The organism is Lentzea sp. HUAS12 (assembly GCF_024125735.1).
In the GTDB taxonomy this organism is placed as follows: domain Bacteria; phylum Actinomycetota; class Actinomycetes; order Mycobacteriales; family Pseudonocardiaceae; genus Lentzea; species Lentzea albida.
In genome coordinates, this window is record NZ_CP099738.1 from 2,883,839 (window position 1) to 2,907,923 (window position 24,085).

The following is a 24,085-nucleotide window of genomic DNA, read 5'->3' on the forward strand; positions in this document are numbered from 1 at the left end:
CCTGCCGGCGAAGCGGCTCAGGCGAACGGCGACCTGTCGATGCCGCAGGTCTTCTGAGCGGGCAGCACACCGGTGAAGAGATACTCGCGCTTCACCTTCTCGGCACACGTGCTGCGCACGTACATCGAGGTGTGCCCGTAGCCCTCGACGGTCAGGAACCCCGTGCGCGCCATCTCCGCGGCGCCGTCCTGGGCACCGTGCAGCGGCGTGGACGGGTCGAACCTGCTGTTGACGAACAGGATCGGCGCCGACGTCCTGCGGTTCCACGGACCCGTGTAGCGGTCCTCGTCCCGGCCCTGCCAGAACGCGCAGGCCATCATGTCGAACACCACCGCACGACCCCAGTACGGCACGCGCTCGTCCTCGCTGCGGCCGTACCGCGAGTACGCGGCCGGGTCGCGCGGGAAGTCGCTGTCCGAGCACTGCACGGCGTTGAACGCCTCGAACCGGTTCGACACGTAGTCGGCGGACGCCGTCAGCGACGCCGGAGCCTCCCACACGCCCTGCAGCACGCGGGCGGTGTTCTGCCAGGTGTCCGGCTGGGCCAGTGAGTCCCACACCGTGCTGATCAGCGAGACGCGGTCGAACCGCCCGTCCGGAGTCGTGACCGGCGACGCCGTCACCTTCGCGACGAGGTCCGCCCACTTCTGCTTCAGATCACCACCGGCGAACGCGCACTGCGCACCGGGAGCGGCGCACAGTTCCAGGAACTGGTCGAACGTCTCGGCGACACCGCGCGGCACGTCCTGGCGGGTGTCGAGCGGCACGGTCGTGCCCTGGTCACCGTGCCCGGTCGCGTTGCCCTCGAAGTCGAGCGAGCCGTCGAACGCGAGCGCGCGCACCTTGTCCGGGAACAGGTTCGCGTAGATGGCGCCGAGGTGCGTGCCGTACGAGATGCCGTGGTACGTCAGCTTCTTGTCGCCCACGGCCTTGCGCAGCAGGTCGAGGTCGCGGGCCGTGTTGGCCGACGACACGTGGTCCAGCAGGTCGCCGGACTTCTCCTCGCACCGCCGCACGAACTCGCGGTAGCTGTCGTAGAACGCGGGTTCCTCCGCCGCCGTGTCCGGGTAGACCGGGATGGAGTTGAGGAACGCCTGCTGCTCGTCGACGCTGTCGAAGCAGCGCACGGTGGCCGACCGGCCGACCCCGCGCTGGTCCCACGACACCACGTCGAACCGCGACCGCAGTTCCGGCGAGAACAGCCACTCCCACTTGCCGCGAGCCCGCAGCCGGTCCACACCGGACGCTCCGGGCCCGCCGAAGTTCACGAACAGCGAGCCGATCCGCTTGGCCGGATCGGTCGCGGGCAGCCTGATCAGCGCGAGGTCGATCTTCGCGCCGGACGGCTGGTCGTGGTCCAGCGGCACCTTCGCCGTGGAGCACTGGAACCCGTCCTGGCAGTCCTGCCACGACAGGACGGGCGTCTGCGCTTCCTCAGCCGCCAGCGCGGCCGGCGCCAGCCCGACGAGCAGCGCGGCCGTCAACAGTAGTGATCTCACATGAAGCTCCCCAGTTCTGACCTCTCGACCACGAAGACGCCGTGGAGATCAACCGGGTTGCGTGGGGTCAAACGTCAACCGTTCAACGCATGCGTGGCCGTGGCCCCTCCGTCCACCACGAACTCGCCGCCCGTGCAGTACGCGCTCTCGTCACTGGCCAGGAACAACACGACGTTCGCGACGTCCTCCGGCTGTCCGATGCGCCGCAGCGCGAGTTTCTTGCCGATCGGCGACACGTCGACCGGACGCCCCAGTGCCTCGCTCACCATGGGCGTGTCGATGGCGCCGGGGTGCACCGAGTTCACCCGGATCCCGTGCTGGCCCAGCTCCATCGCGGCGACCTTCGTCATGCCGCGGATCGCGAACTTCGACGCCGTGTACGCCGTCAGGTAAGGCATCCCGCCCAGGCCTTCGACGGACGACACGTTCACGATCGAGCCGCCGCCGGCCGCCTTCATCGACGGCACGACCGAGCGCATGCCGAGGAACGTGCCGACCTGGTTGATCCCGATCACGCGCTGGTAGTCGGCGAGCGAGGTGTCGGCCAGCGCGGAGAAGTGCAGGATTCCGGCGTTGTTCACCAGCACCGTGATCTCGCCGAAGGTCTGCACGGTGAACGCGACGGCCTCGGCCCAGGACTCCTCCGACGAGACGTCCAGGTGGCAGTACTCGGCGCCCAGCTCGGCCGCGAGTTCCTTGCCCTGGTCGTCGAGGACGTCGGTGATCATCACCTGGGCACCCTCGGCGGTGAACCGGCGTGCGGCGGCCGCGCCCTGACCCCGTGCCGCGCCGGTGATCAGGGCGACCTTCCCGGTGAGCCGCATCTACATCATCTCGTCGGTGAGCGGCATCATGACGGTCTTGAGCTCGGTGTAGGCCTCGTAGGCGCTCTGCCCGCCCTCGCGGCCGAGGCCGGACTGCTTGTAGCCGCCGAACGGGATGTGCGGTTCGAGTTGGAAGCCGTTGATGCCGACCATGCCGACGCGCAGCGCCTTCGAGACGCGGAACGCGCGGCGGACGTCGTTGGTGTAGACGCCCGCGCCGAGGCCGTACTCGGTGTCGTTCGCGATGCGGACGGCTTCTTCCTCGTCGTCGAACGGCACGACGGTGAGCACCGGGCCGAAGATCTCCTCGCGGGCGATGGCCATGTCGTTGCTGGCGTCGGCGAAGATGGTGGGGGCGACGAAGTTGCCGGACGCGTAGTCGCCGTCGAGCCGGGTGCCGCCGGTGACCAGGCGCGCGCCCTCCTCCTGGCCGCGTTCGATGAAGCCCAGCACGCGGTCGAGTTGCTTGCCGTTGATCAGCGGGCTGGCGAGCACCGCAGGGTCGAACGGGTCGCCGAACGTCACGGCGGTCGCGAGCATCTGCGCCATCGAGATGAACTCGTCCTGCGCGTCCCGCTGCACCAACGCCCTGGTGTGCGCGACGCAGGCCTGGCCGGACAGGCCCATCGTGACCATGCCCATGCAGGTCATCGCGGCCAGACCGACGTTCGGGGCATCCGCGAACACGATCGCGGGCGACTTCCCTCCCAGTTCCAGGGAGACCCGCTTCATCGTGCCGGCCGAGGCCTCGACGATCCGGCGGCCGATCGCGCGGCTGCCGGTGAAGCTGATCTTGTCGACGCCGGGGTGGGTGATCAGCGCCTCGCCGGTCGGGTTGCCGGGGCCGGTGACGAGGTTGACGACGCCCTCGGGCAGGCCCGCCTCGATCAGCAGCTCGACCATGCGGATCACGCAGAACGACGCGTACTCCGACGGCTTCACGACGACCGTGCAGCCGGCGGCCAGCGCGGGTGCGAGCTTCTGGGCGAACAGCACGAAGGGCGCGTTCCACGGCAGGATCGCCGCGACCACGCCGACGGGTTCGCGGAACGTCATCGCGAGGTGGTCGCCGCCCTGGTACGGCGGCAGGGTCTGGCCGCCGACCTTGTCGATCCAGCCGGCGTGGTGGTCGAAGATGTCGGCCGCGATGCCGACCGAGGTGGCGTAGATCTGGCCGAACGACAGCGGCACGCCGTTGTCGAGCGCCTGCAGGCCGCGCAGTTCGTCGGAGTGCTCGCGGAGCAGGTCGCCGTACTTGCGCAGGATCTTGATGCGCTGGCTCGCCGTCGAGCGCCGCCACGGTCCCTCGTCGAACGCCTTGCGGGCCGCGAGCACGGCCGCGTCCACGTCCTTCGCGGAGGCGACGGCGAAGCTGCCGATCTCCTCACCCGTGGCGGGGTGGTGGTGGGTCCAGGTCTCGTCCGCCTCGCGGAACTCGCCTCCGATGAGGAGCCGGCCGTCCTTGAGTCCCAGCGTCTCGCGGTGCGGTTGGACGGTGAGCGTCACAGCTCCTCCTACAGGGCCATCGTGTCCGTACAGGCGAAAGTCCTCTGTGGATCCCGATCGGCGAAGTGGCCGTCGAGATCCGTGAACGCGCCGAACTTCTGCTCGACGGTCGGTGGCGCCATCAGCGCGACCATGCCGCCGTGCACGACGAAGACCTGCCCGTTGATCCTGTCCCCGGACGGTCCCGCCAGGTGCGCCACGAACTTCGCGACGTGCTCGGGCGCCAGCGAGTCGTCGCCTTCCGGTGCGTCGCCGAACACGTGCGCGGTCATCTGGGTGCGGGCGCGCGGGCAGATCGCGTTGGCGCGCACGCCGTAGCGGCTGGTGCCCCGAGCGGTCGCCACGGTCAGCGCCGTGATGCCCGCCTTGGCCGCCGCGTAGTTGGCCTGGCCTTCCGACCCGAGCAGGAACGCCTCCGAGGAGGTGTTCACGATCCGGGCGCAGACCGGTTCCCCCGCCGCCTTCGACTGCTGCTTCCACAGCGCGACGGCGTTGCGCGACAACAGGAAGTGCCCGCGCAGGTGCACGCGCACGACCAGGTCCCACTCGTCGTCGGTCATGTTGAACAACATCCGGTCGCGCAGCACGCCCGCGTTGTTGACGACGACGTGCAGCCCGCCGAACTGCTCGACCGCGGCGGCGACGAGGGCGTCGGCCGTGGCCCGCTCCCCCACGTCCCCCTCGACGACCACGCACTTCGCGCCCAGCTCCTCGATCTCGGCCGCGGCGGCGTCCGCCGCTCCCGGCAGGTCGTTGAGCACGATCGACGCGCCGGCCCGCGCGAGCTCCAGCGCTTCCGCGCGGCCGAGCCCCGCACCGGCGCCGGTGACGACGGCGACCTTCCCCGCAAGGTCCACAGAAGACTCCTAATCGAAGAGGATCACCTGGCGGATCAGCGATCCACCGCCGCGCAACGCCTGCAGTCCCTCGTTGACGTCCTCGAGCCTGATCCGCTTGGAGATCATGCCTTCGAGGTCGAGCCGCCCCTGGCGCCACAGCGCGATCATGCGCGGCACGTCGCGGCGGAAGTTCGCCGTCCCGTAGAACGACCCGTGCAGTGTCTTGTCGTGCAGGAAGAGCTCCTGGGCGCTGAACGACACCATCGCGTCCGCCCGCCCGGCGCCGACGACGACGGTGTGGCCGCCGCGGCGGGTCAGGTCCCACGCCTGGCGGATCGTCGCGGGCAGGCCGACGACGTCGAACACGTAGTCGAAGCCCATGCCGGAGTTCAGCTGGTTGTTGAGGTCCGCGATGCCGTCGGGCACGGTGGCGTGCGTCGCGCCGAAGTTCCGCGCCACGTCGTGCTTCTCCTCGACCGGGTCGACGGCGACGATCTTCGCCGCGGCGGCGAGCCGGGCGCCCTGGATCACCGCGATGCCCACACCGCCGCAGCCGATCACCGCGACGCTGGAACCGGGTTCGACCTTCGCCGTGTTCAGCACGGCGCCGACGCCGGTCAGGATGCCGCACGACAGCAGCGCGGCGACGTCCCACGGCACGTCGTCGTCGATCTTCACCGCGGCGTCGGCGGGCACGACCATCTCCTCGGCGAACGCGCCGAGCCCGGCGTAGCCGAAGGCCGGGTTGCCCCCGACGACGAACCTCGGCGACGTGAACGCGGAGATGGTGTGCACGAGGCAGAGGTGTGCCTGGCCCGTCACGCACTGGGCGCACTTCCCGCACGGCGGCACGAAGGTGATCGCCACGTGGTCGCCGACCGCGAGCGACGTGACGGCACTCCCGATCTCGGCGACCTCACCGGCGCCCTCGTGACCGACGACGCCGGGTGCCAGGGCCGGGAGGGTCCCGTCCATTGCGGACAGATCGCTGTGGCAGACACCGCACGCCTTGATCCTGATGCGGATCTCCTGCGGCCCGACGGGTGTCGTGGTCACGTCATCGCGGAGCTCGAGCTTGTCGTCGCCTACCTGGTTGAGCACGGCAGCCTTCACCGGTATCACTCCTCGCTGAGCTCACGGCCGAAGTACGTTTGGCACACTAGAATCTGTTCTTGTTCATGACAAGGCCCATCAGCGTGAGAACCGCAGTGCGCCCTTGGGGCACGACGCCACCGCGCGTTCGGCGGGAGCCTCCTCGCCGGAAGTGAGTTCACCCTCCCGGATCTGCAGAACTTCATCGTCGTCGAGATCGAAGACCTCGGGCAGGATGGACATGCACTCCCCGTGCGCCTCGCACAGCGAAGGGTCGACGCCGACCTTCATCGCGGCCTCCTGACATCAAGTAGAACTTGTTCTAGAGTAGCGGTCATGCGCATCGGTTTCACGCCCGAAGAGGAGCAGTTGCGCCAGGAGTTGCGGGCGTACTTCGCCGCGCTCATGACGCCCGAACGCAAGGCGGGGCTCGCCGGGGGCGGTGACTACGGCGACGCCGCGGTCTACAAGGACACCGTCCGCCAGATGGGGCTCGACGGGTGGCTGACCATCGGCTGGCCCGAGGAGTACGGCGGGCGCGACCGCCCGATGCTCGAGCAGCTCATCTTCCTCGACGAGGCGTCCGCGGCAGGCGCGCCCGTGCCGTTCCTGACGCTGAACTCCATCGGGCCGACGATCATGTCGCTGGGCACGCCCGAGCAGAAGGCCTTCTACCTGCCCAAGATCGCGTCCGGCGAGCTGCACTTCGCCATCGGCTACTCCGAACCGGAGGCGGGCACCGACCTCGCCGGCCTGCGCACGAGGGCCGTGCGCGACGGCGACGAGTACGTGATCAACGGCCAGAAGATGTGGACGAGCCTCATCCAGTACGCGGACTTCGTCTGGCTGGCCTGCCGCACCGACCAGGAGTCGCGGCGACACAGGGGTCTGAGCGTCATCATGGTGCCGACGACGGCTCCGGGCTTCTCCTGGACGCCCGTGCCGACGATGTCCGGCCCCACGACCAGCGCCACCTTCTACGACGACGTGCGGGTGCCGGCCGGGAACCTCATCGGCGAGGAGCACCAGGGCTGGAAGCTCATCACCAACCAGCTCAACCACGAACGCGTCGCGTTGTGCTCGGCCGCGCCGCTGCAGACCGCGTTGCGCGAGGTTCGTCGATGGGCGGACGAAACCGGTGCCGCGGAACAGGAGTGGGTGCGCCTGCACCTCGCCCGCGTGCACGCCAAGACCGAGTTCCTCAAGCTCATCAACTGGCGCATCGCGTCCGGTTCCGACGAGGCGCCCTCCCCGGCGGAGGCGTCCGCCACCAAGGTGTTCGGCACCGAGTTCGCGACCGAAGGTTACCGGCTGCTGATGGAGGTGCTGGGCGCCAACGGGATCGTGCGCGCCGGCTCGCCGGGAGCGTTGCTGCACGGCCGGGTCGAACGCATGCACCGCTCGTCGCTGATCCTCACGTTCGGCGGCGGCACCAACGAGATCCAGCGGGACATCATCGCGCGCGCGGGCCTCGGGCTCCCCGCGGTACCCAGGTGAGGAGCACTGCCATGGACTTCACGCTCACCGAGGCGCAGCGCGAGCTGGCCGCGCTGACCCGCAAGATCCTCGACTCGTCCGACTCCCCGTGGACCGACCTCGTGAAGTCCGGTGTCGTGCCCGAGCGGCCCGACGAGTTCGGTGTGCTGGAGCAGTGCGCGGTGCTGGTCGAACTGGGCCGCGCGGTCTCGGACGTCCCCTACCTGCCCACGACGGTGGCGGCGTCGGCGCTCGCGGAGTTCGGCACGCCCGAGCAGCGCGCACGCTGGCTGACGCCCGGCACCGTGCTGTCGGTCGCGCTCTCCGAGGCCGACGGCGTGAAGACGACCGTGCCGTTCACGAGCACCGCGGCCGCTTTCCTGGTGCCTCAGGACGAACAGGTGTTCCTCGTCGAGGCGGGCGAGCTGGAGATCACGCCGCAGGAGCTGGTCGACGGCTCGGACGCGGGCTCGTTCGAGCACTCCGGCGGCGACCTGGTGCCCGGCCTCTCCCCCGGCTGGCTGATCACGCGGTACTCGCTGGGCCTGTGCGCGCTCCAGCTCGGCGTGACGGAACGCGCCCTGGAGCTGACGGCCGAGTACGCGCGGACCCGCGTGCAGTTCGACCGTCCGATCGGCAGCTTCCAGGCCGTGGCACAACGGCTCGCTGATGCGTACATCGACGTCGCGGCCATCCGCCTGACGCTGTGGCAGGCCGCCTGGCGGCTCTCCGAGGGCCTGGACGCGACGGAGGAGGTGGCGACGGCCAAGTTCTGGGCGGCCGACGCCGGGCACCGCGTGGCGCACACGGCCGTGCACGTCCACGGCGGCACCGGCATCGACATGAGCCATGACGTGCACCGCTACTTCACCGCGGCCAAGCGCCACGAGTTCGAGCTGGGCGGGGCGACCGCCCAGCTGCTCAGGCTCAGCGCCGTGATGTGATCAGGAGCAGACCCGGCGCGCGGGACGCGTCCGCCCTGCACCTTTCCAGGCGGGTCAGCTGCACGTCCAGAACCAGCGCGCCGGGCGGATGTTCTGGTCCGCGCGGTAGGTGCCGATCAGCGTCGCGGCGTCGGTGATGTCGGAGTAGGTGCTGACCAGCGGCATCGGGTCCGCGACCAGGTCGGTCCGGCCTGTCGTGCTCCACAGGGCGTGGACCTGGGTGAAGCCGGACTTCACGTAAGTGCCCCACACGGTGCCGCTGCTGTTGCGCCCGAACGTCCTGCTCCCGATGGGGCGCGACGTGATCTTCACGCCGTTGAGGTCGTACTCCGCGGTCGTGATCTCACCCGCCGCGTTCTTCTCACGGATGAACACGCTGTTGTTGTCCATCACCGCCCCGCCGGCACTCCCCCTGGGGATGTCCACCGTCGGACCACCGTTCACGTCGTACACCTTCGCCGTGAAACCCGGTGCCGCGGTCACGATCTTGCCGTCGTCGGTGATGCCGAGCACCAGGCCGGTGTTGGCGGCGATCAGCTTCCGGGCACCACCGCGGGGCCACAGGTACAGGTCGGTGCCGTGCGTACCGGCGACGTCACCCGCCTGGTTGATCGCCCGCCCGTCCGACTCCACGCCCGCATCGGTCTCCAGGAACTCGTACGCGCCGTTCTCGTAGCGGAACGCTCGCACCGTCCGCGGCATCCCGTCCCGCGTGTCCAGCACGGAGCCGGTGATGACCCCGGTGTTGTTCACGTCGACCGGGATGACGTTGTTCGCGCCCGTGGGTGACGGCGGCAGTTGCAGCAGGGTGCTGTTCGCCCAATAGGCTCCGACGGTGTCCTGCCCCACCTGCGCGGAACCGGCGATCCGGCTGTTGTCGGCGCTGCCACCGCTGAGGAAGACGTTCGCCGTCGCCCCGGCCGGAACGGGCAGGTCCTGCTTGGTGTACTGGCAGGCGTCGGCCGACGCCTGGGGCGCGGCGACGAGCGTCGCGAGCACGACAAGGCATGGCAAGGCCGCGCGGGTGCGCTTCATGTGGTTCCCCCAGAACAGATGTTTCCGGCGCACACCCTAACCCGCCGCGTCCCGAGGTCAAGCGTCGTGTGACCGCCGCGATCAGCGCAGCTTGGTGAGGCGTTCGACCGTCTCGTCGAACTCGCGCAGCAGGTCAGCCAGGACGTCCGCGACCGGGCGCACCTCGTTCATCCGCCCGACGACCTGTCCGACCGGCATCGACACCACGGACGGGTCGTCGGACCGGGCGATCCGCAGGTGCGCCTCGCTGACCAGGATGTTCTGCAACGGCATCGGCAGCGGGTCCGGTGCCTCGTCCGACGTCCACGCCTCGGTCCAGCGCGTCTTCAGCAGCCGCGCCGGTTTGCCGGTGTAGATGCGGGTGCGGACGGTGTCGCTGGACCCGGCGGCGAGCAACGCCTCCTGGGTGCTGGAGTTGCCGAGGGTGTACTCGGCCGTGGTGAGCCAGTAGGAGCCCATCCACACCCCGGACGCGCCCAACGCCATCGCCGCAGCCGCCTGACGTCCGGATCCGATGCCACCGGCGGCGAGCACCGGCACGTCGACCGCGTCCACGATCTCCGGCACCAGCACCATCGTCGCGACCTCACCCGTGTGGCCGCCGGCCTCGTACCCCTGCGCCACCACGATGTCGACGCCGTTCGCCACGTGCCGGCGCGCGTGTTCGGCCTTGCCCGCCAACGCCGCCACGGGCACTCCCGCGGCGTGTGCCCGTTCGATGACGTCGGTGGGAGGCGAGCCCAGGGCGTTCGCGATCAGCCGGATCGGGTGTTCCAGGGCCACGTCGACGTGCGAGCGCGCGACGGAGTGCAGCCAGCCGAGCACGCCCTCGCCGCCCTCGCCGTCGGGCAGCGGTGGCACGCCGAGCTTCAGCAGGGTCTGGGCCACGAAGTCCTTGTGGCTCTGGGGGATGAGCCCGGCGAGATCGATCTGCGTGCCTTCCTTCGGCACGGTGGCGGGCATGACGATGTCGACGCCGTACGGCTTGCCGTCGGTGTTCTCGTCCATCCACGTCAACGCGCGGTCGAGGTCCTCCGCGTCGTTGAACCGCACGCAACCGAGGACACCGAGCCCGCCCGCTCTGCTGATCGCCGCCGCCACGTGCTCGGACGGCGTGAAGCCGAAGACGGGGTGCTCGATGCCCAGCTCGTCACACAGGCTGGTGCGCATGGTCCTCCACGTGGCGCTTCGCCCACTGGTAGTCGGGTTTGCCGCTGGGGGTGCGGCCGATCTCGCCGACGAGCCACAACGACCGCGGCACCTTGTAGCCCGCGAGGGTCTCGCGGACGTGGGCGTCCAGTTCGGACAGCGTCGGCGTGGTGCCGTCACGCGGCTGGACGATCGCGCCGACCCGTTGGCCGAGCAGGTCGTCCGGCACGCCGATCACGAGCGCGTCGAACACGTCGGGGTGTGACTTCAGCACGCCCTCGACCTCTTCGGGGAACACCTTCTCGCCGCCGGTGTTGACGCACGTGTTGCCGCGTCCCAGCAACGTGATGTCGCCGTCGGACTCGAAGCGGGCGAAGTCGCCGGGCACCGTGAACCGCTTGCCGTCGACCTCGACGAACATCCGCGCGGTCTTCTCGGGGTCCTTGTAGTAGCCGATCGGGATGTGCCCGCCGCGGGCCAGCTTGCCGATCACGCCGGGCTTCGGCTCGAGCTTGTTGCCGTCGTCGTCGATGACGATGGTGTCCTCGTTGAGCTTCACCTTGGTGCCGTCGGTCTGCACGATCTCCTTGGGCACCGCGCCGATGCCGGTGGACCCGGTCTCGCTCGACCCGATCGACTCCAGCAGCGTCGTGTGCGGCAGCAGCTCCTGGTACTGCTTCTTGACGGTGTAGGAGAACAGCGCGGCGCTGCTGTTGAGGATGTAGAGCGACGAGCCGTCGTAGGTGCCGCGCTGGAACTCCTCGATCAGCGGCCGGCCCATCGCGTCCCCGGTGATGACGGCGACCTGGACCTTTTCCCTTTCGATCACCTGCCAGATCTCGACGGGGTCGAACTTGGGCACCAGCACCACCGTGCTGCCGCTGAACAACGCGCCGAGCACGGCCCACTGCGCCGCGCCGTGGATGAGCGGCGGCAGGCACAGCCGGACGAGCCCGTAGTCCTCGCCGGACTTCGCCTGGTGCCACTCGTCGGTGAGCCGCTCGCCGGTGACGAAGTCGATGCCGCCGCCGAGCGTGCGCCAGACGTCCTCGTGCCGCCACATCACGCCCTTGGGCATGCCGGTGGTGCCACCGGTGAACAGGATGTAGAGGTCGTCCGGGCTGCGCGGCGGGAAGTCCCGCTCTCCGGACTCCTCTGCCAGTGCCGTCTCGTAGTCGGTGCCCTCGAACGGTTCCTCGGTCTCGTCGTCGATCACGACCGTGTGGCCGGGCGCCCCGACCTCCGCGACCAACGGCGAGTACCGCCGTTCGTGCACCAGCGCGGTCAGGTCCGCCTCACCGAAGAGGTAGTGCAACTCGTTCTTGGTGTAGCGGTAGTTCACGTTGATGGCCACGGCCCGCAGCTTGTAGACCGCGAGCATGGCTTCGACCAGTTCGATCGAGTTGCGCGCGTAGAGGCCCACGTGCGAACCCTGCGTCACGCCGTTCTTTGCCAGGTGGTGAGCCAGTTTGTTGGCTCGCGCCTCGAGTTCGGCGTAGGTGACCCTCTTCGGTCCGCAGACGAGCGCGGTCCGGTCGGGCACGGTGTCGGCGGCGTGTTCAACGAGGTCTGCGACGTTGAGGGCCATGGTACGCAAAGTAGAACGTGTTACTGTTCTCGACAATCCCCCGTGCGGTCAGACTCGATCCAGGAGGCGCGCGAATGACGATGACGACGGAACCACACGCGTTGGTGGACTTGGTCGACAACGTCCTGATCGTCACGATGAACCGCCCGGAGGTCCGCAACGCCCTGTCCGGCCCCATGCTGGCCATCATGAAAGAGGCGTGGGACCGCGTGGACGAGGACCCGGACGTCCGGGTCGCCGTCCTGACCGGCGCGGGCGGTTCGTTCTGCGCGGGCGCGGACCTCAAGGCCATGACGTCCAGCCACCCCAGCGAGAACGCCGGCAAGTTCGACTTCTCCGTCATCGAGTCGCTGCTGAAAGGACGTCGATTGACGAAACCGCTCATCGCGGCGGTGGAAGGCCCGGCGGTCGCCGGCGGCACGGAAATCCTTCAGGCGACGGACATCCGCGTGGCCGGCGAGAGCGCGCGGTTCGGCGTCTCCGAGGCGCGCTGGGGCCTGTTCCCGCTCGGTGGTTCGGCGGTGCGGCTGCCGCGCCAGATCCCGTACACGGTCGCGGCCGACCTCCTGCTGACCGGGCGGCACATCAGGGCGGCCGAGGCCAAGGAGATCGGGCTGATCGGCCATGTGGTACCGGACGGGCAGGCCCTCGACAAGGCGTTGGAACTGGCGGCGCTCATCACGGCCAACGGGCCGATCGCCGTGCGGAAGATCCTGCAGACCATGCGGGAGACCGAGGCGATGCACGAGAACGACGGGTTCACAGTGGACGCCCGGCTCGGCATGGAGGTGTTCTCCAGTGAGGACGCCAAGGAGGGGCCGCGGGCGTTCTCCGAGAAGCGCAAGCCGGAGTTCAAGGGTCGTTAGCATCGACCGGTGAGCCCTGTTGTGATCATCGACCTCGACGACTGCCTGATCCCGGACGGCACCGCCGCGCGTGCCGCCATCGCCGCGGTGCTGGACGAGCTCGCGATCACCGCGGACGAGCAGGCGGTCGACACCGTGCTGGCCGCCGCGCGCCGGGAGTGGCGCGAGAACCGGCAGATCACTCACCGCGAGGTCGAACGGGTCGCGTCCTGGGAGGCGCTCTGGGCGGACTTCCACGATCTGCCGATGCCACCCGAGGTCGTGGACGCGCTGGTCGGCAACGACGTGCGCGCGTGGCGGCTCGCCCTGGACGACCTGGGCAGCTCAGTCGACGCCCAGGTCGCCGCGCTCGCGTTCCGCAGGCTGCGCCGCGCTTTGGTGGTCCCGTTCCCCGGTGTGGAACAGGCGTTGGAGTCCCTCGGCGAACGGCACGAGCTGTGGCTGGCCACCGACGGGTGCCGATCGCTGCAACGCGCGAAGATCGCGCTCTCCGGTCTGGCCGACCGGTTCGCGCGGGTGTTCGTCTCGGGCGAGGTCGGTCACCCCAAGGGCACCGCGGGGTTCACCGACGCCGTCCGCGCCGCGCTGACGGACGGCAGGACGGTGTGCTTCGTCGCAGGCGACAGCGAGACCACCGATCTCCTGCTCGCGAAGACCGGTGGCTGGCCGTTCGTGCGCATCACCGACGAGGTGCGGTTCGCGGGCGCGGCCGCGTTCTGCCGCTGCCCTTAGATGTCGTTGGCCGCGATGTACCCGAACGTCATCGCGGGCCCGATGGTCGATCCGGCCCCGGCGTAGCTGCGGCCCATCACGGCCGAGCTCACGTTGCCCGCCGCGTACAGGCCGGGGATGGCCGAGCCGTCCGGCCGCAGCACGCGGGCACGCGCGTCGGTGACCAGGCCGCCCTTCGTGCCGAGGTCGCCGGGCACGATCTTGAAGGCGTAGAACGGTGGTGCCCACAGCGGTGCGAGGCACGAGTTCGGGAAGACCGCCGGATCGGTGTAGTAGTGGTCGTAGGCGCTGTCGCCGCGGCGGAAGTCGGCGTCGCGGCCGGTCACGGCCTGGCCGTTGAACCGGCTGACGGTCGACTTCAGGTTCGCCGCCGGCACGCCGATGGCCGTCGCCAGGCCGTCGAGGGACCAGTCCTTCACGACCGCGCCGGAGGAGTACCAGCCGTCGGGCAGCGGCAGGGTCGGGGCGACGTCGGCGAAGAGGTACCTGTTGCGGTAGTTCTGGTCCACGACGAGCCACGCCGGGATGCACGGGTCGGTGGGGTTCTTGTCGTACATGACGTGCACGACGTCGCTGTAGGGCGCGGCCTCGTTGACGAACCGCCGGCCGGCGGCGTTGATCATCAGGCCGCCGGGCAGCGTGCGTTCGGCGAGGCAGAAGTACGGGGAGCCGGGCGTCGGGATGGCCGGGCCCCACCAGGCGTCGTCCATCAGGTCGACGGCGGCGCCCGCCCTGAGGCCCGCGCGGTGGCCGTCGCCGGTGTTCTCCTTCGCGCCGACCGTCCACTGGGTACCGATCGGCTGCTGCTGGTACTGGGCGCGCATGGCCGCGTTGTGCTCGAAACCGCCGGAGCCCATGATCACTCCGCGGCGAGCGCGCACGACACCTCGTGAGGTCACCACGCCGCGGACGGCGCCGTTCTCCACGACGAGGTCCTGCAGGCCGGTGTTCAGCCACACCGGTACGTTCGACTGCAACAGGCCCGCGCGCAGACCACCGGCCAGCGCCTGGCCCATCGTCAGCGGCTTCTCCCCCGCCAGCGCGGCCGCGGTGCCGCGGGCGAGAGCGGCGGCCGCGGTCGCCGCACCCTTGGCGTTGACCAGGGCCAGCGCGAGCCACTTGTAGTCGGCGCCGTAGATGACCATGCCGGCGGGCGGGCTCAGGTACGGCGCGTTCAGGTTCGCCAGCTCGGCACCGAGGACGCGGCCGTCGAGCACCTCCGGTTCGATCGAACGGCCCTTGGCGATGCCGCCGGGGAACTCCGGGTAGTAGTCGCTGTAGCCGTCCATGTGCCGGAAGCGCAGCGGGCTGTTCCGCAGGACGAACGAGATCATCCGCGGCCCCTGTGCCAGGTAGGCCTGCTGGCGGGCCGGCGGGATGTCGCCGACGACCGCCGCGAGGTACTGCGCGGCCTTCGCCGGCGTGTCCGGCACACCGGCGGCCAGGATCACCTCGTTGTTGGGGATCCAGATGCCCGCGCCGGACCTCGCGGCCGAGCCGCCGTACGTCGGCGCCTTCTCCAGGACCACGCAGGTGAGGCCGCGCTTGGCGGCGGTCAGCGCGGCGGTCATGCCCGCCGCGCCCGCACCGACGACCACGACGTCGAACTCCCCGAGGTCGGCGGACGCCGAGCCGGGTCTGACCAGTCCGGAGGCCAGCGCGAGGCCGGCTCCGGCGAGCACCTGACGACGGTTCAGGGTCACGGTGTCACTCCAGACATCGTCTTCCGGTGGTCCCAGCTGGCGGTCTTCGTCGGGCGGAAGACCACGGCGACGCGCCTCGACATCGCCTTGCGCAACGCGTCACGGGCCTGCGGGTCGTCGCCGACCTCGCCGAAGTTGCGCGCCACCACGGCGTCCACGACCGGGCCCAGCTCGGTGAACTCGGTGACGCCCTCCATGTGCACGCCGCGCAGCTGCTCGTAGGACTCCCCCGCCTCGACGAGCACGCTGCACCGCGGGTCCCGGCGCAGGTTCACGATCTTCTGCGACTTGCGGTCCGTGCAGAACACGATCTCGCCATCGACCCAGGCGAACCACATCGGCGCGAGGTGCGGCAGGCCGGTGCGGCCGATGGTGGCCACGACCAACGTCTTCTGCCCGCGCAGGAACTCCTCGACCTCGGCGGCCGACATCTTGATGGCATCACGCACGGTCGCGCAGCTTTCGCTTGTACAGCTTGCCGTTGGGGTCACGCGGCAGCTCGGTCACGTACTCGACCGTGCGCGGCAGCTTGAACTTGGCGAGCCTCGTGCGTGCGAACTCCAACAACTCCTCGGTGAGCGCTTCATCGCCCTCGACGCCGTCCGTCGGCTGCACCACGGCCTTGATCGCCTCACCCCAGTCCGGGTGCGGCACGCCGAACACCGCCACGTCCGCGACCTTGGGGTGGCAGATCAGCTCCCCCTCGATCTCCGCCGGGTAGATGTTCACCCCGCCGGAGATGATCATGTCGTTCTTGCGGTCGCACAGGAACAGGTAGCCGTCCTCGTCGAGATATCCGATGTCCTGCAACGTGAACAGCTTGCCCACGCGCGCGGCACGGGTCTTCTCGGAGTCCTTGTGGTACTCGAACGTCGAGTCGCCCATCCGCATGTAGACGAGCCCCTGCTCGCCCACCGGGAGCTCGGTGCCGTCCTCGCCCAGGATCTTGATCTCCGACGTCGGCCACGGCAGTCCGACGGATCCGGGCTTCTTCAGCCACTCCTGGGCGCTGATCGCCGTACCGCCGCCCTCGGTGGCCGCGTAGTACTCGATCACCACGGGCCCCCACCAGTCGAGCATGCGGCGCTTGACCTCGAGCGGGCACGGCGCCGCGCCGTGGATCATCGCGCGGAGCGATCCCATGTCGTACTTGGCTTTGACGTCGTCCGGCAGCGCCAGCAGGCGGTGGAACTGGGTCGGCACCATGTGGCTGTGGGTGACCTCGTGACGCTCGATCAGCCGCAGCATCTCCTCCGGCGCCCAGTGGTCCATGAGCACCGCGGTGTGGCCGAGCTGGATGGAGATGGTCACGAAGTTGAGCACGGCCGTGTGGTAGAGCGGCGATCCGCACAGGTGCACGTGCCCGTCGTGCGGCTTGATCCCGAAGATGCCGAAGAACCAGGCGGCACTCGGCGGCACGACGTCGGGATCGGCCCCGGTCAACGGCCTGCGCACGCCCTTGGGGCGCCCGGTCGTGCCGGAGGTGTAGAGCATCGGCGAACCGGTGGTGCGTCCGTCGGGCCTGCCTTCCTCGCCCGCGCCGAGCGTGCTCAACGGCTCGAAGCCCGTGATCTCGCCGACCGCGAAGCGGGCACCGGACGGCAGGCTCGCCGCGGCTTCGGTCGCCGCCGCGGCAAAGCGTTCGTGCGCAACGAAAGCCTTGGCACCGCTGTCCTGCACGAGGTACGCGACCTCGGCCCCGGTGAGGTGCCAGTTGGCCATCACCACGTAGAGGCCGGTCTGGTAGGCGGCGAAGTACACCGCCACCAGCTCGGCGCTGTTCGGCAGCATCAGCACGATGCTGTCGCCGGGTTCGAGCCCCAGGGCCCGGAACCCGCGTCCGTAGCGGTTCGCGTCGTCCGCGAGCCCGGCGTAGGTGATCTCGCGACCGCTCGGATCGACCAGCGCGGTCAGGTCCGGCTGATCGGCTGCGATGTTCCAGAGTCCTGTGACCACACCCTCAAAGTAGAACGCGTTTCACCTACTGACAAGCCTCCGACAAGGCCTTGACCGAGGCAACGTCGCGGCAGCCGACGAGCAGTGTCGTGACGCCCGCCTTCTCCCACCGGCGGACCTCCTCGCGCACATGATCGGCATCGCCCACGATGCTGATCTCGGCCACCAGCTCGTCCGGGACGACCTGCGCGGCCTCGTCCTTGCGCCCGGCCTGGAAGAGCTTCCCGATGTCCTGCACGACCTCGCCGTAGCCCATGCGCGTGAACACCTCGGCGTGGAAGTTCATCCCCGGAGCGCCCATCCCGCCGATGTACAGCGCGACGAACGGCTTCAGCATCGCCCGCACGGCCGCCGGATCGTCCGTCACGACGACCTGGCAGGTGGCGGCGACCTCGAAGTTCTCCCTGCTCCGCCCCGACTTCGCGAAACCCTCGTCGAGCCACTCGTCGTACATGCCGGCGAGCCGCGGCGCGTAGTAGATGGCGAGCCATCCGTCGGCGATCTCCGACGTCAGCGCCACGTTCTTCGGGCCCTCCGCCCCGAGCCAAACGGGCAGGTCAGCGCGGAGCGGATGGGTGATCGGCTTGAGCGGCTTGCCCAGCCCCAGCGCACCAGGCCCCTGGTAGGGCAACGGGTAGTGCGGGCCGTCGTTGCGCACGGGCGCCTCGCGGGCCATCACCTGGCGCAGGATCGACACGTACTCCCTGGTCCTGGCCAGGGGCCGGGCGAACGGCCGCCCGTACCAGCCCTCCACGACCTGCGGCCCGGACACGCCCAGCCCCAGCACGAACCGCCCGCCGGACAGGTGGTCGAGCGTCAGCGCGTGCATGGCGCAGGCGGCCGGCGTGCGTGCCGACATCTGCACGACCGACGTGCCCAGCCGGACCCTCGAAGTCCCGGATCCCCACCACGCCAGGGGGGTGAAGGCATCCGATCCCCACGCCTCGGCGGCGAACACCGCGTCGAAGCCGAACTCCTCCGCCGCCGCCACGAGATCGGCGGCGTTCGTGGGCGGCTGAGCACCCCAGTACCCGAGCTGCAGACCGAGCTTCATGCACCCATCTTGCCACCATTTCGAGAACCTGTTTCACTTTGATCTGTGACTCGGCCGCTGAGTGCTCCGCTCGACGTTGGCTTCGACTACACGCGCTCCCTCGGCCCGACGCTGGGCCGGTTCCTCTCGGATCTGCGCCGCCGCAGGGTGACCGGGATCCGAGGCGGCGACGGGCGCGTGCACGTGCCGCCGCTCGAGTACGACCCCGTGACCGCCGAACGCCTCCACGAGTTCGTGGACGTGGCGGCGACCGGTGTCGTGCGCGGGTGGTCGTGGATCCCCGAGCCCCTCGAAGGGCAGCCGCTCGACCGGCCGTTCGCCTGGGCGCTGATCCAGCTCGACGGCGCGGACACCTCGTTGCTGCACGCGGTCGACGCCGGGTCGCCGGAGGAGATCTCGACCGGCGCGCGGGTGCGGGTGCGATGGCGTGGCGAACGGGTCGGTGCCATCACGGACATCGAGTGCTTCGAGCTCTCCGACGAGCCGGCCGAGGAACCGACCGAGGCCGAGGACGTCACGATGGTGACCACGCCGGTCACCCTGCACTACACCCATTCGGCGTCGCCGACGGAGGACCCGTTCCTGCGCGGTCTCATGGAGGGCAGGCTGCTCGGCCAGCGCTGCCCGTCGTGCGAGAAGGTCTACTTCCCGCCGCGCCCGGCCTGCCCGACGGACGGCGTACCGACGACGGACCAGGTCGAGCTCGCCGACCGCGGCACGATCACCACGTTCTGCGTGGTCAACGTGCCGTTCCTGGGCCAGCGCATCCCGCCGCCGTACGTCTCGGCGTACGTGCTGCTCGACGGCGCGGACATCCCGTTCCTGCACCTGCTGCTCGGCGTCGCGCCCGAGGACGTGCGGATGGGCATGCGCGTCGAGGCGGTGTGGAAGCCGCGCGAGGAGTGGGGCCCGACGATGCAGAACATCGACCACTTCAGGCCGTCCGGTGAGCCGGACGCGCCGTTCGACTCCTACTCCCAGCACCTGTGAGGCTCGCGTGCGTGACATTGCGGTAGTCGGCTTCGCGCAGACGCCCTGCGTGCGCGAGACCGACGGCACCACCAACGGTGTCGAGATGCTGGTCCCGATCTTCCACGAGGTGCTCGGCGGCCTCGGGCTCACCAAGACCGACATCGGGTTCTGGTGCTCGGGTTCCTCGGACTACCTGGCGGGGCGGGCGTTCTCGTTCGTCTCGGCGGTCGACGCGATCGGCGCGTTCCCGCCGATCGCCGAGTCGCACGTCGAGATGGACGCGGCCTGGGCCCTGTACGAGGCGTGGGTGAAGCTGCTCTGCGGCGAGGTCGACACCGCCCTGGTCTACGGCTTCGGCAAGTCCTCGGCCGGGCAGCTCCGGCGGGTCATGGCGATGCAGCTCGACCCGTACCTCGTCACTCCACTGTGGCCGGACACGCTCGGCCTCGCTGGCATCCAGGCGCGGATGGGCATCGAGAACGGGCTGTGGGACGAACGCGCGATGGCCGCCGTGGCCGCGCAGAGCCGCAGGAACGCTGTGGCGAACCCTCTCGCGCAGCTGTCCGGCGAAGTCGACGCCGACGAGCTGCTGGAGCTCCCGTACGTCGCGGACCCGTTGCGGCGGCATGACTGCGCGCCGATCACCGACGGCGCCGCCACGATCGTGCTCGCCGCCGGAGACCGCGCACGGGAGCTGTGCGAACGCCCGGCGTGGATCACCGGTTTCGAGCACCGCACCGACTCGCCGTCGTTCGGCACGCGCGACCTGACGACCTCCCCGTCCGCGGTCGCCGCGGGCAAGGCGGCGGGCGCCGACGGCGTCCAGGTCGCCGAGCTGCACGCGCCGTTCACCCACCAGGAGATCCTGCTGCGCCAGGCGCTCGGGCTCGGCGACGACGTGACGGTGAACCCGTCGGGCGGGGTGCTCGCGGGCAACCCGATGTTCTCCGCCGGCCTGGCGCGCATCGGTGAGGCCGCGCGCCGGATCCACGACGGCACGGCGGCCAAGGTCCTCGGGCACGCGACCAGCGGGCCGTTGCTCCAACAGAACCTCGTCTGCGTCATGGAAGGGCGGGAGTAGATGCGACCGGCAGCAGTGGTCGGCACCGGCCAGACGCACCACGCGGCGAAGCGCCTCGACGTGTCGATGGCGGGCCTGTGCCGCGAGGCGATCGACCGCGCGATGGCGGACGCCGGCGTGGACTGGCCGGACATCGACGCGGTGGTCCTCGGCAAGGCACCGGACCTGTTCGAGGGCGTGATGATGCCCGAGCTGTTCCTCGCGGACGCGCTGGGCGCCGTCGGGAAACCGTTGCTGCGCGTGCACACCGCCGGTTCGGTCGGCGGCAGCACCGGCAACGTGGCCGCGTCGCTCGTCCAGTCCGGCGTCCACGACCGCGTGCTGGCCGTGGCGTTCGAGAAGCAGTCGGAGTCGAACGCGATGTGGGCGCTGTCGGTGCCGACGCCGTTCACCATGCCGGTGCACGCGGGCGCGGGCGGCTACTTCGCGCCGCACGTCCGTTCCTACATCCGCCGGGCGAGCGCACCCGAGCACATCGGCGCGATGGTCGCTGCCAAGGACCGCCGCAACGGCGCCCGCAACCCCTACGCGCACCTCAAACAGCCGGACATCACCGTCGAGTCCGTGCAGGCCTCGACCATGCTGTGGGACCCGATCCGGTACGACGAGACGTGCCCCTCATCGGACGGCGCCTGCGCGGTCGTCATCTCGGCCGACCCCACGTCGGGCCGGGCCGCCTGGATCCGCGCGACCGCGATGCGCACCGAGCCCACGACGTTCGCCGGACGCGACCAGGTCAACCCGCAGGCGGGTCGCGACGCGGCCCGCGCGCTGTGGAAGCAGGCCGGCATCACCGACCCGCTGTCCGAAGTGGACGCGGCCGAGATCTACGTGCCGTTCTCGTGGTTCGAGCCGATGTGGCTCGAGAACCTCGGTTTCACCGACGTCGGCCAGGGCTGGAAGCTCACCGAGGCGGGCGAGACCGAGATCGGCGGCCGCCTGCCGGTGAACCCGAGCGGCGGCGTGCTCTCGTCCAACCCGATCGGCGCCTCCGGGCTCCTGCGCTTCGCCGAGGCCGCCATGCAGGTCATGGGCACCGCGGGAGACCACCAGGTGGACGGCGCGCGGGTCGCGCTGGGCCACGCGTACGGCGGTGGGTCGCAGTTCTTCGCCATGTGGGTCGTCGGATCGGAGAAGCCTTGAAGTTCACCGTTGGCATCGCCATGAGCCCGCTCGACCAACTCACCGAGCTGGCCCGGTGCGCCGAGGAGTGCGGCTACGCCTCCATCGCGCTGCCGGACTCCCTCTTCTTCTCGGAGAAGGTCTCCGCGGACTACCCGTACACCCCGGACGGCTCCCGCATGTGGAACGCCGACACCCCGTGGGTCGACCCGTTCGTCGCGGCCGCCGCGATGGGCGCCGTGACGTCCCGGATCAACTTCTACACGCAGGTGCTGAAACTGGGCTCCCGCAACCCGTTGCTGCTCGCCCGCCAGGTCGGCTCGGTCGCGCACATGACCGGCGACCGCTTCGGCTTCGGCGTGGGCCTCGGCTGGTCGCCGGAGGAGTTCGAGTGGTGCGGAGTCCCGTTCAAGAACCGCGGCGCGCGCGTGGACGAGATGATCGACGTGCTGAAGCTCGTGCTCGGCGGCGGCATGGTCGAGTACCACGGCGACTACTTCGACTTCGACCGCCTGCAGATGTCGCCGGCCCCCACGTCCCCGGTGCCGTTCTACGTGGGCGGCCACTCCCCCGCGGCGTTGAAGCGCGCGGCCCGCGTCGGCGACGGCTGGACGTCGGCGATGATCAAGTTCGAGGAGCTGAAGTCGGTCATCGCGACTCTGGACGACCTGGGCGCGTTCGAGCGGCCGTTCGAGATCCAGGCCGTGTGCATCGACCGGTTCGGGCTCGACGGCTACAAGCAGCTGGCCGAGGCAGGCGTGACGGACACGATCGTCGTGCCGTGGCTCTTCTACGGCGTCGGTTTCGACGGCAGCCTGCAGGCCAAGAAGGACGGACTTCGGCGCTTCGCCGACGAGGTGATCGGAGAGTTCGCGTGACAGCAGCAGTGACCTGGACGGCCTCGAAGACCGAGACCCCGGCCCGCGTGGCGTCGTGGCGTTCGATGGACTGCGTGACGCGCGGCGCGAAGGACGAGTGGCTGGCCCTGTTCGCCGAGGACGCCGTGGTCGAGGACCCGGTGGGGCCGTCGATGTTCGACAACGAGGGCAAGGGGCACCATGGCAAGGAGGCGATCGCCGCCTTCTGGGACCTGGCCATCGCGAACGTGGAACGCTTCGAGTTCGCGATGCACGACTCGTTCGCGGCGGGGTCGGAGTGTGCGAACGTGGGCACGATCAGCGCGTTCCTGCCCGGTGGGGCGCGGGTCGACACCGAGGGCGTGTTCGTCTACAACGTGGGCGAGGACGGGTTGATCAAGTCGATGCGGGCGTTCTGGGAGACGGAGCGGGCGATGGCGACCTTGCGCGTCGAGTCCTGACCCCACCACAGCATGAGGCCCCTCCATCCGCAGGTGGAGGGGCCTCAGTCGTCTCTCACGCGTACTGGACGCGGAACTCCTTGATGCCGTTGAGCCACCCCGACCGCAGCCGCCGCGGCTCCGCGACCTGCTTGATGTTCGGCATGGCGTCCGCGATCGCGTTGAAGATCAGGTCGATCTCCAGCCGCGCCAGGTTCGCCCCGATGCAGAAGTGCGCCCCGCTCCCGCCGAAGCCGAGGTGCGGGTTCGGGTCCCGGGTGATGTCGAACGTCTCCGGCGACTCGAACACCTCCTCGTCGAAGTTGGCCGACGAGTAGAACATCCCGACCCGCTGCCCCTGCTTGATCTCCACCCCGCCGAGCTCGGTGTCCGCCATCGCGGTGCGCTGGAACGACACGACCGGCGTGGCCCAGCGGACGATCTCGTCGCCGGCGGTGGCGGGCCGGGAGGCCTTGAACAGCTCCCACTGCTCGGGGTGGTCGAAGAACGCCTTCATGCCGTGCGTGATGGCGTTGCGGGTGGTCTCGTTGCCCGCCACGGCCAGCAGCAGCACGAAGAAGCCGAACTCCTCCGACGCGAGCCCGGCACCGTCCACGTCGGCCTGGACGAGCTTGGTGACGATGTCGGCACGCGGGCACTTGCGGCGGTCCTCCGCCATCGTCCACGAGTAGCCCAGCAGTTCGGTGGCGGCCGTCAGCGGCTCGATCTCGAACTCGGGGTCGTCGTAGGCGATCATCTGGTTGGACCAGTCGAAGATCTTGCGGCGGTCGTCCTGCGGGATGCCGATCAGTTCGGCGATCGCCTGCAACGGCAACTCGCACGCCACGTCCGAGACGAAGTCGCCGCTGCCCTTCTCGAGCGCCTCCGCGACGATCCGCTCGGCACGGGAGGCGAGCGCCTCGCGCAGGCTGTTCACGGCGCGCGGGGTGAAGCCGCGGGACACGATCGCGCGCTGCTTGGTGTGCGTGGGCGGGTCCATGTTGAGCAGGAGCAGCCGCTGCATCTCGATGTTGTCGCGCGGCATGTCCTCCTTGAACCGGATGATCGCCGTGTTCTCGCGACTGGAGAACAGCTCGCTGTTGCGCGAGACCTCCTTGACGTCGCGGTGCTTCGTCACCACCCAGTAGCCGTCGTCGGGGAAGCCGGCCGATCCCTGCGGTATGGAGTTCCACCAGATCGGCGCGGTCTGGCGCAGTTCGGCGAACTCCTCGAACGGCAACCTGCTCGCGTACATGTCGGGGTCGGTGAAGTCGAAGCCTTCCGGGATGCGCGGCTTGCTCACGAGCAACCTCCTAGGTGGAACGCGTTCTATCCGATTCAAACACGGTT

The 24,085-nt window shown here is 69.8% G+C and carries 23 protein-coding genes; 9 read left to right on the forward strand and 14 right to left on the reverse strand.

Annotated features, from left to right (window positions below; translation table 11 throughout):
• Positions 1-17: 17 nt before the first annotated feature.
• From ND450_RS12635 to ND450_RS12660, 6 genes are all read right to left on the reverse strand, one after another.
• Positions 18-1,499, reverse strand: coding sequence for an alpha/beta hydrolase (locus ND450_RS12635; protein ID WP_253326328.1), 1,482 nt, complete (start codon positions 1,497-1,499; stop codon positions 18-20).
• 74 nt (positions 1,500-1,573) lie between these two features.
• The gene (locus ND450_RS12640; protein ID WP_089921104.1) at positions 1,574-2,323 is read right to left on the reverse strand and encodes a glucose 1-dehydrogenase; all 750 of its coding nucleotides are present in this window, start codon (positions 2,321-2,323) and stop codon (positions 1,574-1,576) included.
• A complete protein-coding gene (locus ND450_RS12645) occupies positions 2,324-3,829 on the reverse strand; it encodes an aldehyde dehydrogenase (protein ID WP_253326329.1) in 1,506 nt (501 codons plus the stop codon). It abuts the gene before it with no gap.
• A gap of 8 nt (positions 3,830-3,837) precedes the next feature.
• A complete protein-coding gene (locus ND450_RS12650) occupies positions 3,838-4,686 on the reverse strand; it encodes an SDR family NAD(P)-dependent oxidoreductase (RefSeq protein WP_253326330.1) in 849 nt (282 codons plus the stop codon).
• A gap of 9 nt (positions 4,687-4,695) precedes the next feature.
• On the reverse strand, positions 4,696-5,781 hold the full coding sequence (locus tag ND450_RS12655) for a Zn-dependent alcohol dehydrogenase (protein WP_253326331.1): 1,086 nt from the start codon (positions 5,779-5,781) through the stop codon (positions 4,696-4,698).
• A gap of 78 nt (positions 5,782-5,859) precedes the next feature.
• Positions 5,860-6,051 carry a ferredoxin gene (locus ND450_RS12660; RefSeq protein WP_253326332.1) on the reverse strand — a complete coding sequence of 64 codons (192 nt, stop codon included), beginning with the start codon at positions 6,049-6,051 and terminating at the stop codon, positions 5,860-5,862.
• Between the two features lie 45 nt (positions 6,052-6,096).
• On the opposite strand from ND450_RS12660, the gene ND450_RS12665 reads away from it, so the two are divergent.
• Together ND450_RS12665 and ND450_RS12670 are read left to right on the forward strand one after the other, a co-directional pair.
• Entirely contained in the window at positions 6,097-7,257 is a 1,161-nt protein-coding gene (locus tag ND450_RS12665; RefSeq protein WP_253326333.1) for an acyl-CoA dehydrogenase family protein, read from the forward strand.
• An 11-nt stretch (positions 7,258-7,268) separates the two neighbouring features.
• Positions 7,269-8,180 carry an acyl-CoA dehydrogenase family protein gene (locus tag ND450_RS12670; RefSeq protein WP_253326334.1) on the forward strand — a complete coding sequence of 304 codons (912 nt, stop codon included), beginning with the start codon at positions 7,269-7,271 and terminating at the stop codon, positions 8,178-8,180.
• A 54-nt stretch (positions 8,181-8,234) separates the two neighbouring features.
• Here ND450_RS12670 and ND450_RS12675 read toward each other — a convergent pair whose 3' ends face one another.
• The 3 genes from ND450_RS12675 to ND450_RS12685 all read right to left on the reverse strand — a co-directional run bounded on the left by ND450_RS12675 (position 8,235) and on the right by ND450_RS12685 (position 11,952).
• Positions 8,235-9,215, reverse strand: a complete 981-nt coding sequence (locus tag ND450_RS12675) for a DUF3466 family protein (protein WP_253326335.1) — start codon at positions 9,213-9,215, stop codon at positions 8,235-8,237.
• Between the two features lie 81 nt (positions 9,216-9,296).
• Positions 9,297-10,385, reverse strand: coding sequence for a nitronate monooxygenase family protein (locus ND450_RS12680; RefSeq protein ID WP_253326336.1), 1,089 nt, complete (start codon positions 10,383-10,385; stop codon positions 9,297-9,299).
• Positions 10,366-11,952, reverse strand: coding sequence for an acyl-CoA synthetase (locus ND450_RS12685; RefSeq protein ID WP_253326337.1), 1,587 nt, complete (start codon positions 11,950-11,952; stop codon positions 10,366-10,368). Before ND450_RS12685 ends, ND450_RS12680 begins: the two co-directional genes overlap by 20 nt.
• A gap of 80 nt (positions 11,953-12,032) precedes the next feature.
• Between ND450_RS12685 and ND450_RS12690 the strand changes: the two genes are divergently transcribed.
• Together ND450_RS12690 and ND450_RS12695 are read left to right on the forward strand one after the other, a co-directional pair.
• On the forward strand, positions 12,033-12,818 hold the full coding sequence (locus tag ND450_RS12690; RefSeq protein WP_371927697.1) for a crotonase/enoyl-CoA hydratase family protein: 786 nt from the start codon (positions 12,033-12,035) through the stop codon (positions 12,816-12,818).
• 9 nt (positions 12,819-12,827) lie between these two features.
• A complete protein-coding gene (locus tag ND450_RS12695; RefSeq protein ID WP_253326339.1) occupies positions 12,828-13,550 on the forward strand; it encodes an HAD family hydrolase in 723 nt (240 codons plus the stop codon).
• Here ND450_RS12695 and kstD read toward each other — a convergent pair.
• The 4 genes from kstD to ND450_RS12715 all read right to left on the reverse strand — a co-directional run bounded on the left by kstD (position 13,547) and on the right by ND450_RS12715 (position 18,263).
• Positions 13,547-15,121 carry a 3-oxosteroid 1-dehydrogenase gene (gene kstD / locus ND450_RS12700; RefSeq protein WP_253327906.1) on the reverse strand — a complete coding sequence of 525 codons (1,575 nt, stop codon included), beginning with the start codon at positions 15,119-15,121 and terminating at the stop codon, positions 13,547-13,549. The genes ND450_RS12695 and kstD overlap by 4 nt on opposite strands.
• A gap of 128 nt (positions 15,122-15,249) precedes the next feature.
• On the reverse strand, positions 15,250-15,702 hold the full coding sequence (locus tag ND450_RS12705; RefSeq protein ID WP_253326340.1) for a pyridoxamine 5'-phosphate oxidase family protein: 453 nt from the start codon (positions 15,700-15,702) through the stop codon (positions 15,250-15,252).
• Positions 15,695-17,209, reverse strand: a complete 1,515-nt coding sequence (locus ND450_RS12710; RefSeq protein ID WP_253326341.1) for an acyl-CoA synthetase — start codon at positions 17,207-17,209, stop codon at positions 15,695-15,697. Before ND450_RS12710 ends, ND450_RS12705 begins: the two co-directional genes overlap by 8 nt.
• A gap of 25 nt (positions 17,210-17,234) precedes the next feature.
• Positions 17,235-18,263 (reverse strand): LLM class F420-dependent oxidoreductase, encoded by a 1,029-nt coding sequence (locus ND450_RS12715; RefSeq protein ID WP_253326342.1) that lies wholly within the window; start codon positions 18,261-18,263, stop codon positions 17,235-17,237.
• 45 nt (positions 18,264-18,308) lie between these two features.
• Here ND450_RS12715 and ND450_RS12720 point away from each other — a divergent pair, with 45 nt between their 5' ends.
• The 5 genes from ND450_RS12720 to ND450_RS12740 are packed head-to-tail and all read left to right on the forward strand — an operon-like array spanning position 18,309 to position 22,756.
• Positions 18,309-19,253, forward strand: a complete 945-nt coding sequence (locus ND450_RS12720; RefSeq protein ID WP_253326343.1) for a Zn-ribbon domain-containing OB-fold protein — start codon at positions 18,309-18,311, stop codon at positions 19,251-19,253.
• 7 nt (positions 19,254-19,260) lie between these two features.
• A complete protein-coding gene (locus ND450_RS12725) occupies positions 19,261-20,316 on the forward strand; it encodes a thiolase domain-containing protein (RefSeq protein ID WP_253326344.1) in 1,056 nt (351 codons plus the stop codon).
• Entirely contained in the window at positions 20,317-21,459 is a 1,143-nt protein-coding gene (locus tag ND450_RS12730; RefSeq protein WP_253326345.1) for a thiolase domain-containing protein, read from the forward strand. It begins immediately after the preceding gene.
• Positions 21,456-22,316 carry a TIGR03619 family F420-dependent LLM class oxidoreductase gene (locus tag ND450_RS12735; RefSeq protein WP_253326346.1) on the forward strand — a complete coding sequence of 287 codons (861 nt, stop codon included), beginning with the start codon at positions 21,456-21,458 and terminating at the stop codon, positions 22,314-22,316. The genes ND450_RS12730 and ND450_RS12735 overlap by 4 nt, the downstream gene beginning before the upstream one ends.
• Entirely contained in the window at positions 22,313-22,756 is a 444-nt protein-coding gene (locus ND450_RS12740; protein ID WP_253326347.1) for a nuclear transport factor 2 family protein, read from the forward strand. The genes ND450_RS12735 and ND450_RS12740 overlap by 4 nt, the downstream gene beginning before the upstream one ends.
• A 55-nt stretch (positions 22,757-22,811) precedes the next feature.
• Here ND450_RS12740 and ND450_RS12745 read toward each other — a convergent pair whose 3' ends face one another.
• Positions 22,812-24,038, reverse strand: coding sequence for a cytochrome P450 (locus ND450_RS12745; protein WP_253326348.1), 1,227 nt, complete (start codon positions 24,036-24,038; stop codon positions 22,812-22,814).
• Positions 24,039-24,085: the final 47 nt, after the last annotated feature.

Bases quoted from the DNA above. Each gene is read 5' to 3' on its own strand.
- ND450_RS12685 (WP_253326337.1), bottom strand. From the start codon at position 11,952: ATGGCCCTCAACGTCGCAGACCTCGTTGAACACGCCGCCGACACCGTG.
- ND450_RS12675 (WP_253326335.1), bottom strand. From the start codon at position 9,215: ATGAAGCGCACCCGCGCGGCCTTGCCATGCCTTGTCGTGCTCGCGACG.
- ND450_RS12690 (WP_371927697.1), top strand. From the start codon at position 12,033: ATGACGACGGAACCACACGCGTTGGTGGACTTGGTCGACAACGTCCTG.
- ND450_RS12640 (WP_089921104.1), bottom strand. From the start codon at position 2,323: ATGCGGCTCACCGGGAAGGTCGCCCTGATCACCGGCGCGGCACGGGGT.
- ND450_RS12670 (WP_253326334.1), top strand. From the start codon at position 7,269: ATGGACTTCACGCTCACCGAGGCGCAGCGCGAGCTGGCCGCGCTGACC.
- ND450_RS12730 (WP_253326345.1), top strand. From the start codon at position 20,317: ATGCGACCGGCAGCAGTGGTCGGCACCGGCCAGACGCACCACGCGGCG.
- ND450_RS12715 (WP_253326342.1), bottom strand. From the start codon at position 18,263: ATGAAGCTCGGTCTGCAGCTCGGGTACTGGGGTGCTCAGCCGCCCACG.
- ND450_RS12680 (WP_253326336.1), bottom strand. From the start codon at position 10,385: ATGCGCACCAGCCTGTGTGACGAGCTGGGCATCGAGCACCCCGTCTTC.
- ND450_RS12665 (WP_253326333.1), top strand. From the start codon at position 6,097: ATGCGCATCGGTTTCACGCCCGAAGAGGAGCAGTTGCGCCAGGAGTTG.
- kstD (WP_253327906.1), bottom strand. From the start codon at position 15,121: ATGACCGCCGCGCTGACCGCCGCCAAGCGCGGCCTCACCTGCGTGGTC.
- ND450_RS12660 (WP_253326332.1), bottom strand. From the start codon at position 6,051: ATGAAGGTCGGCGTCGACCCTTCGCTGTGCGAGGCGCACGGGGAGTGC.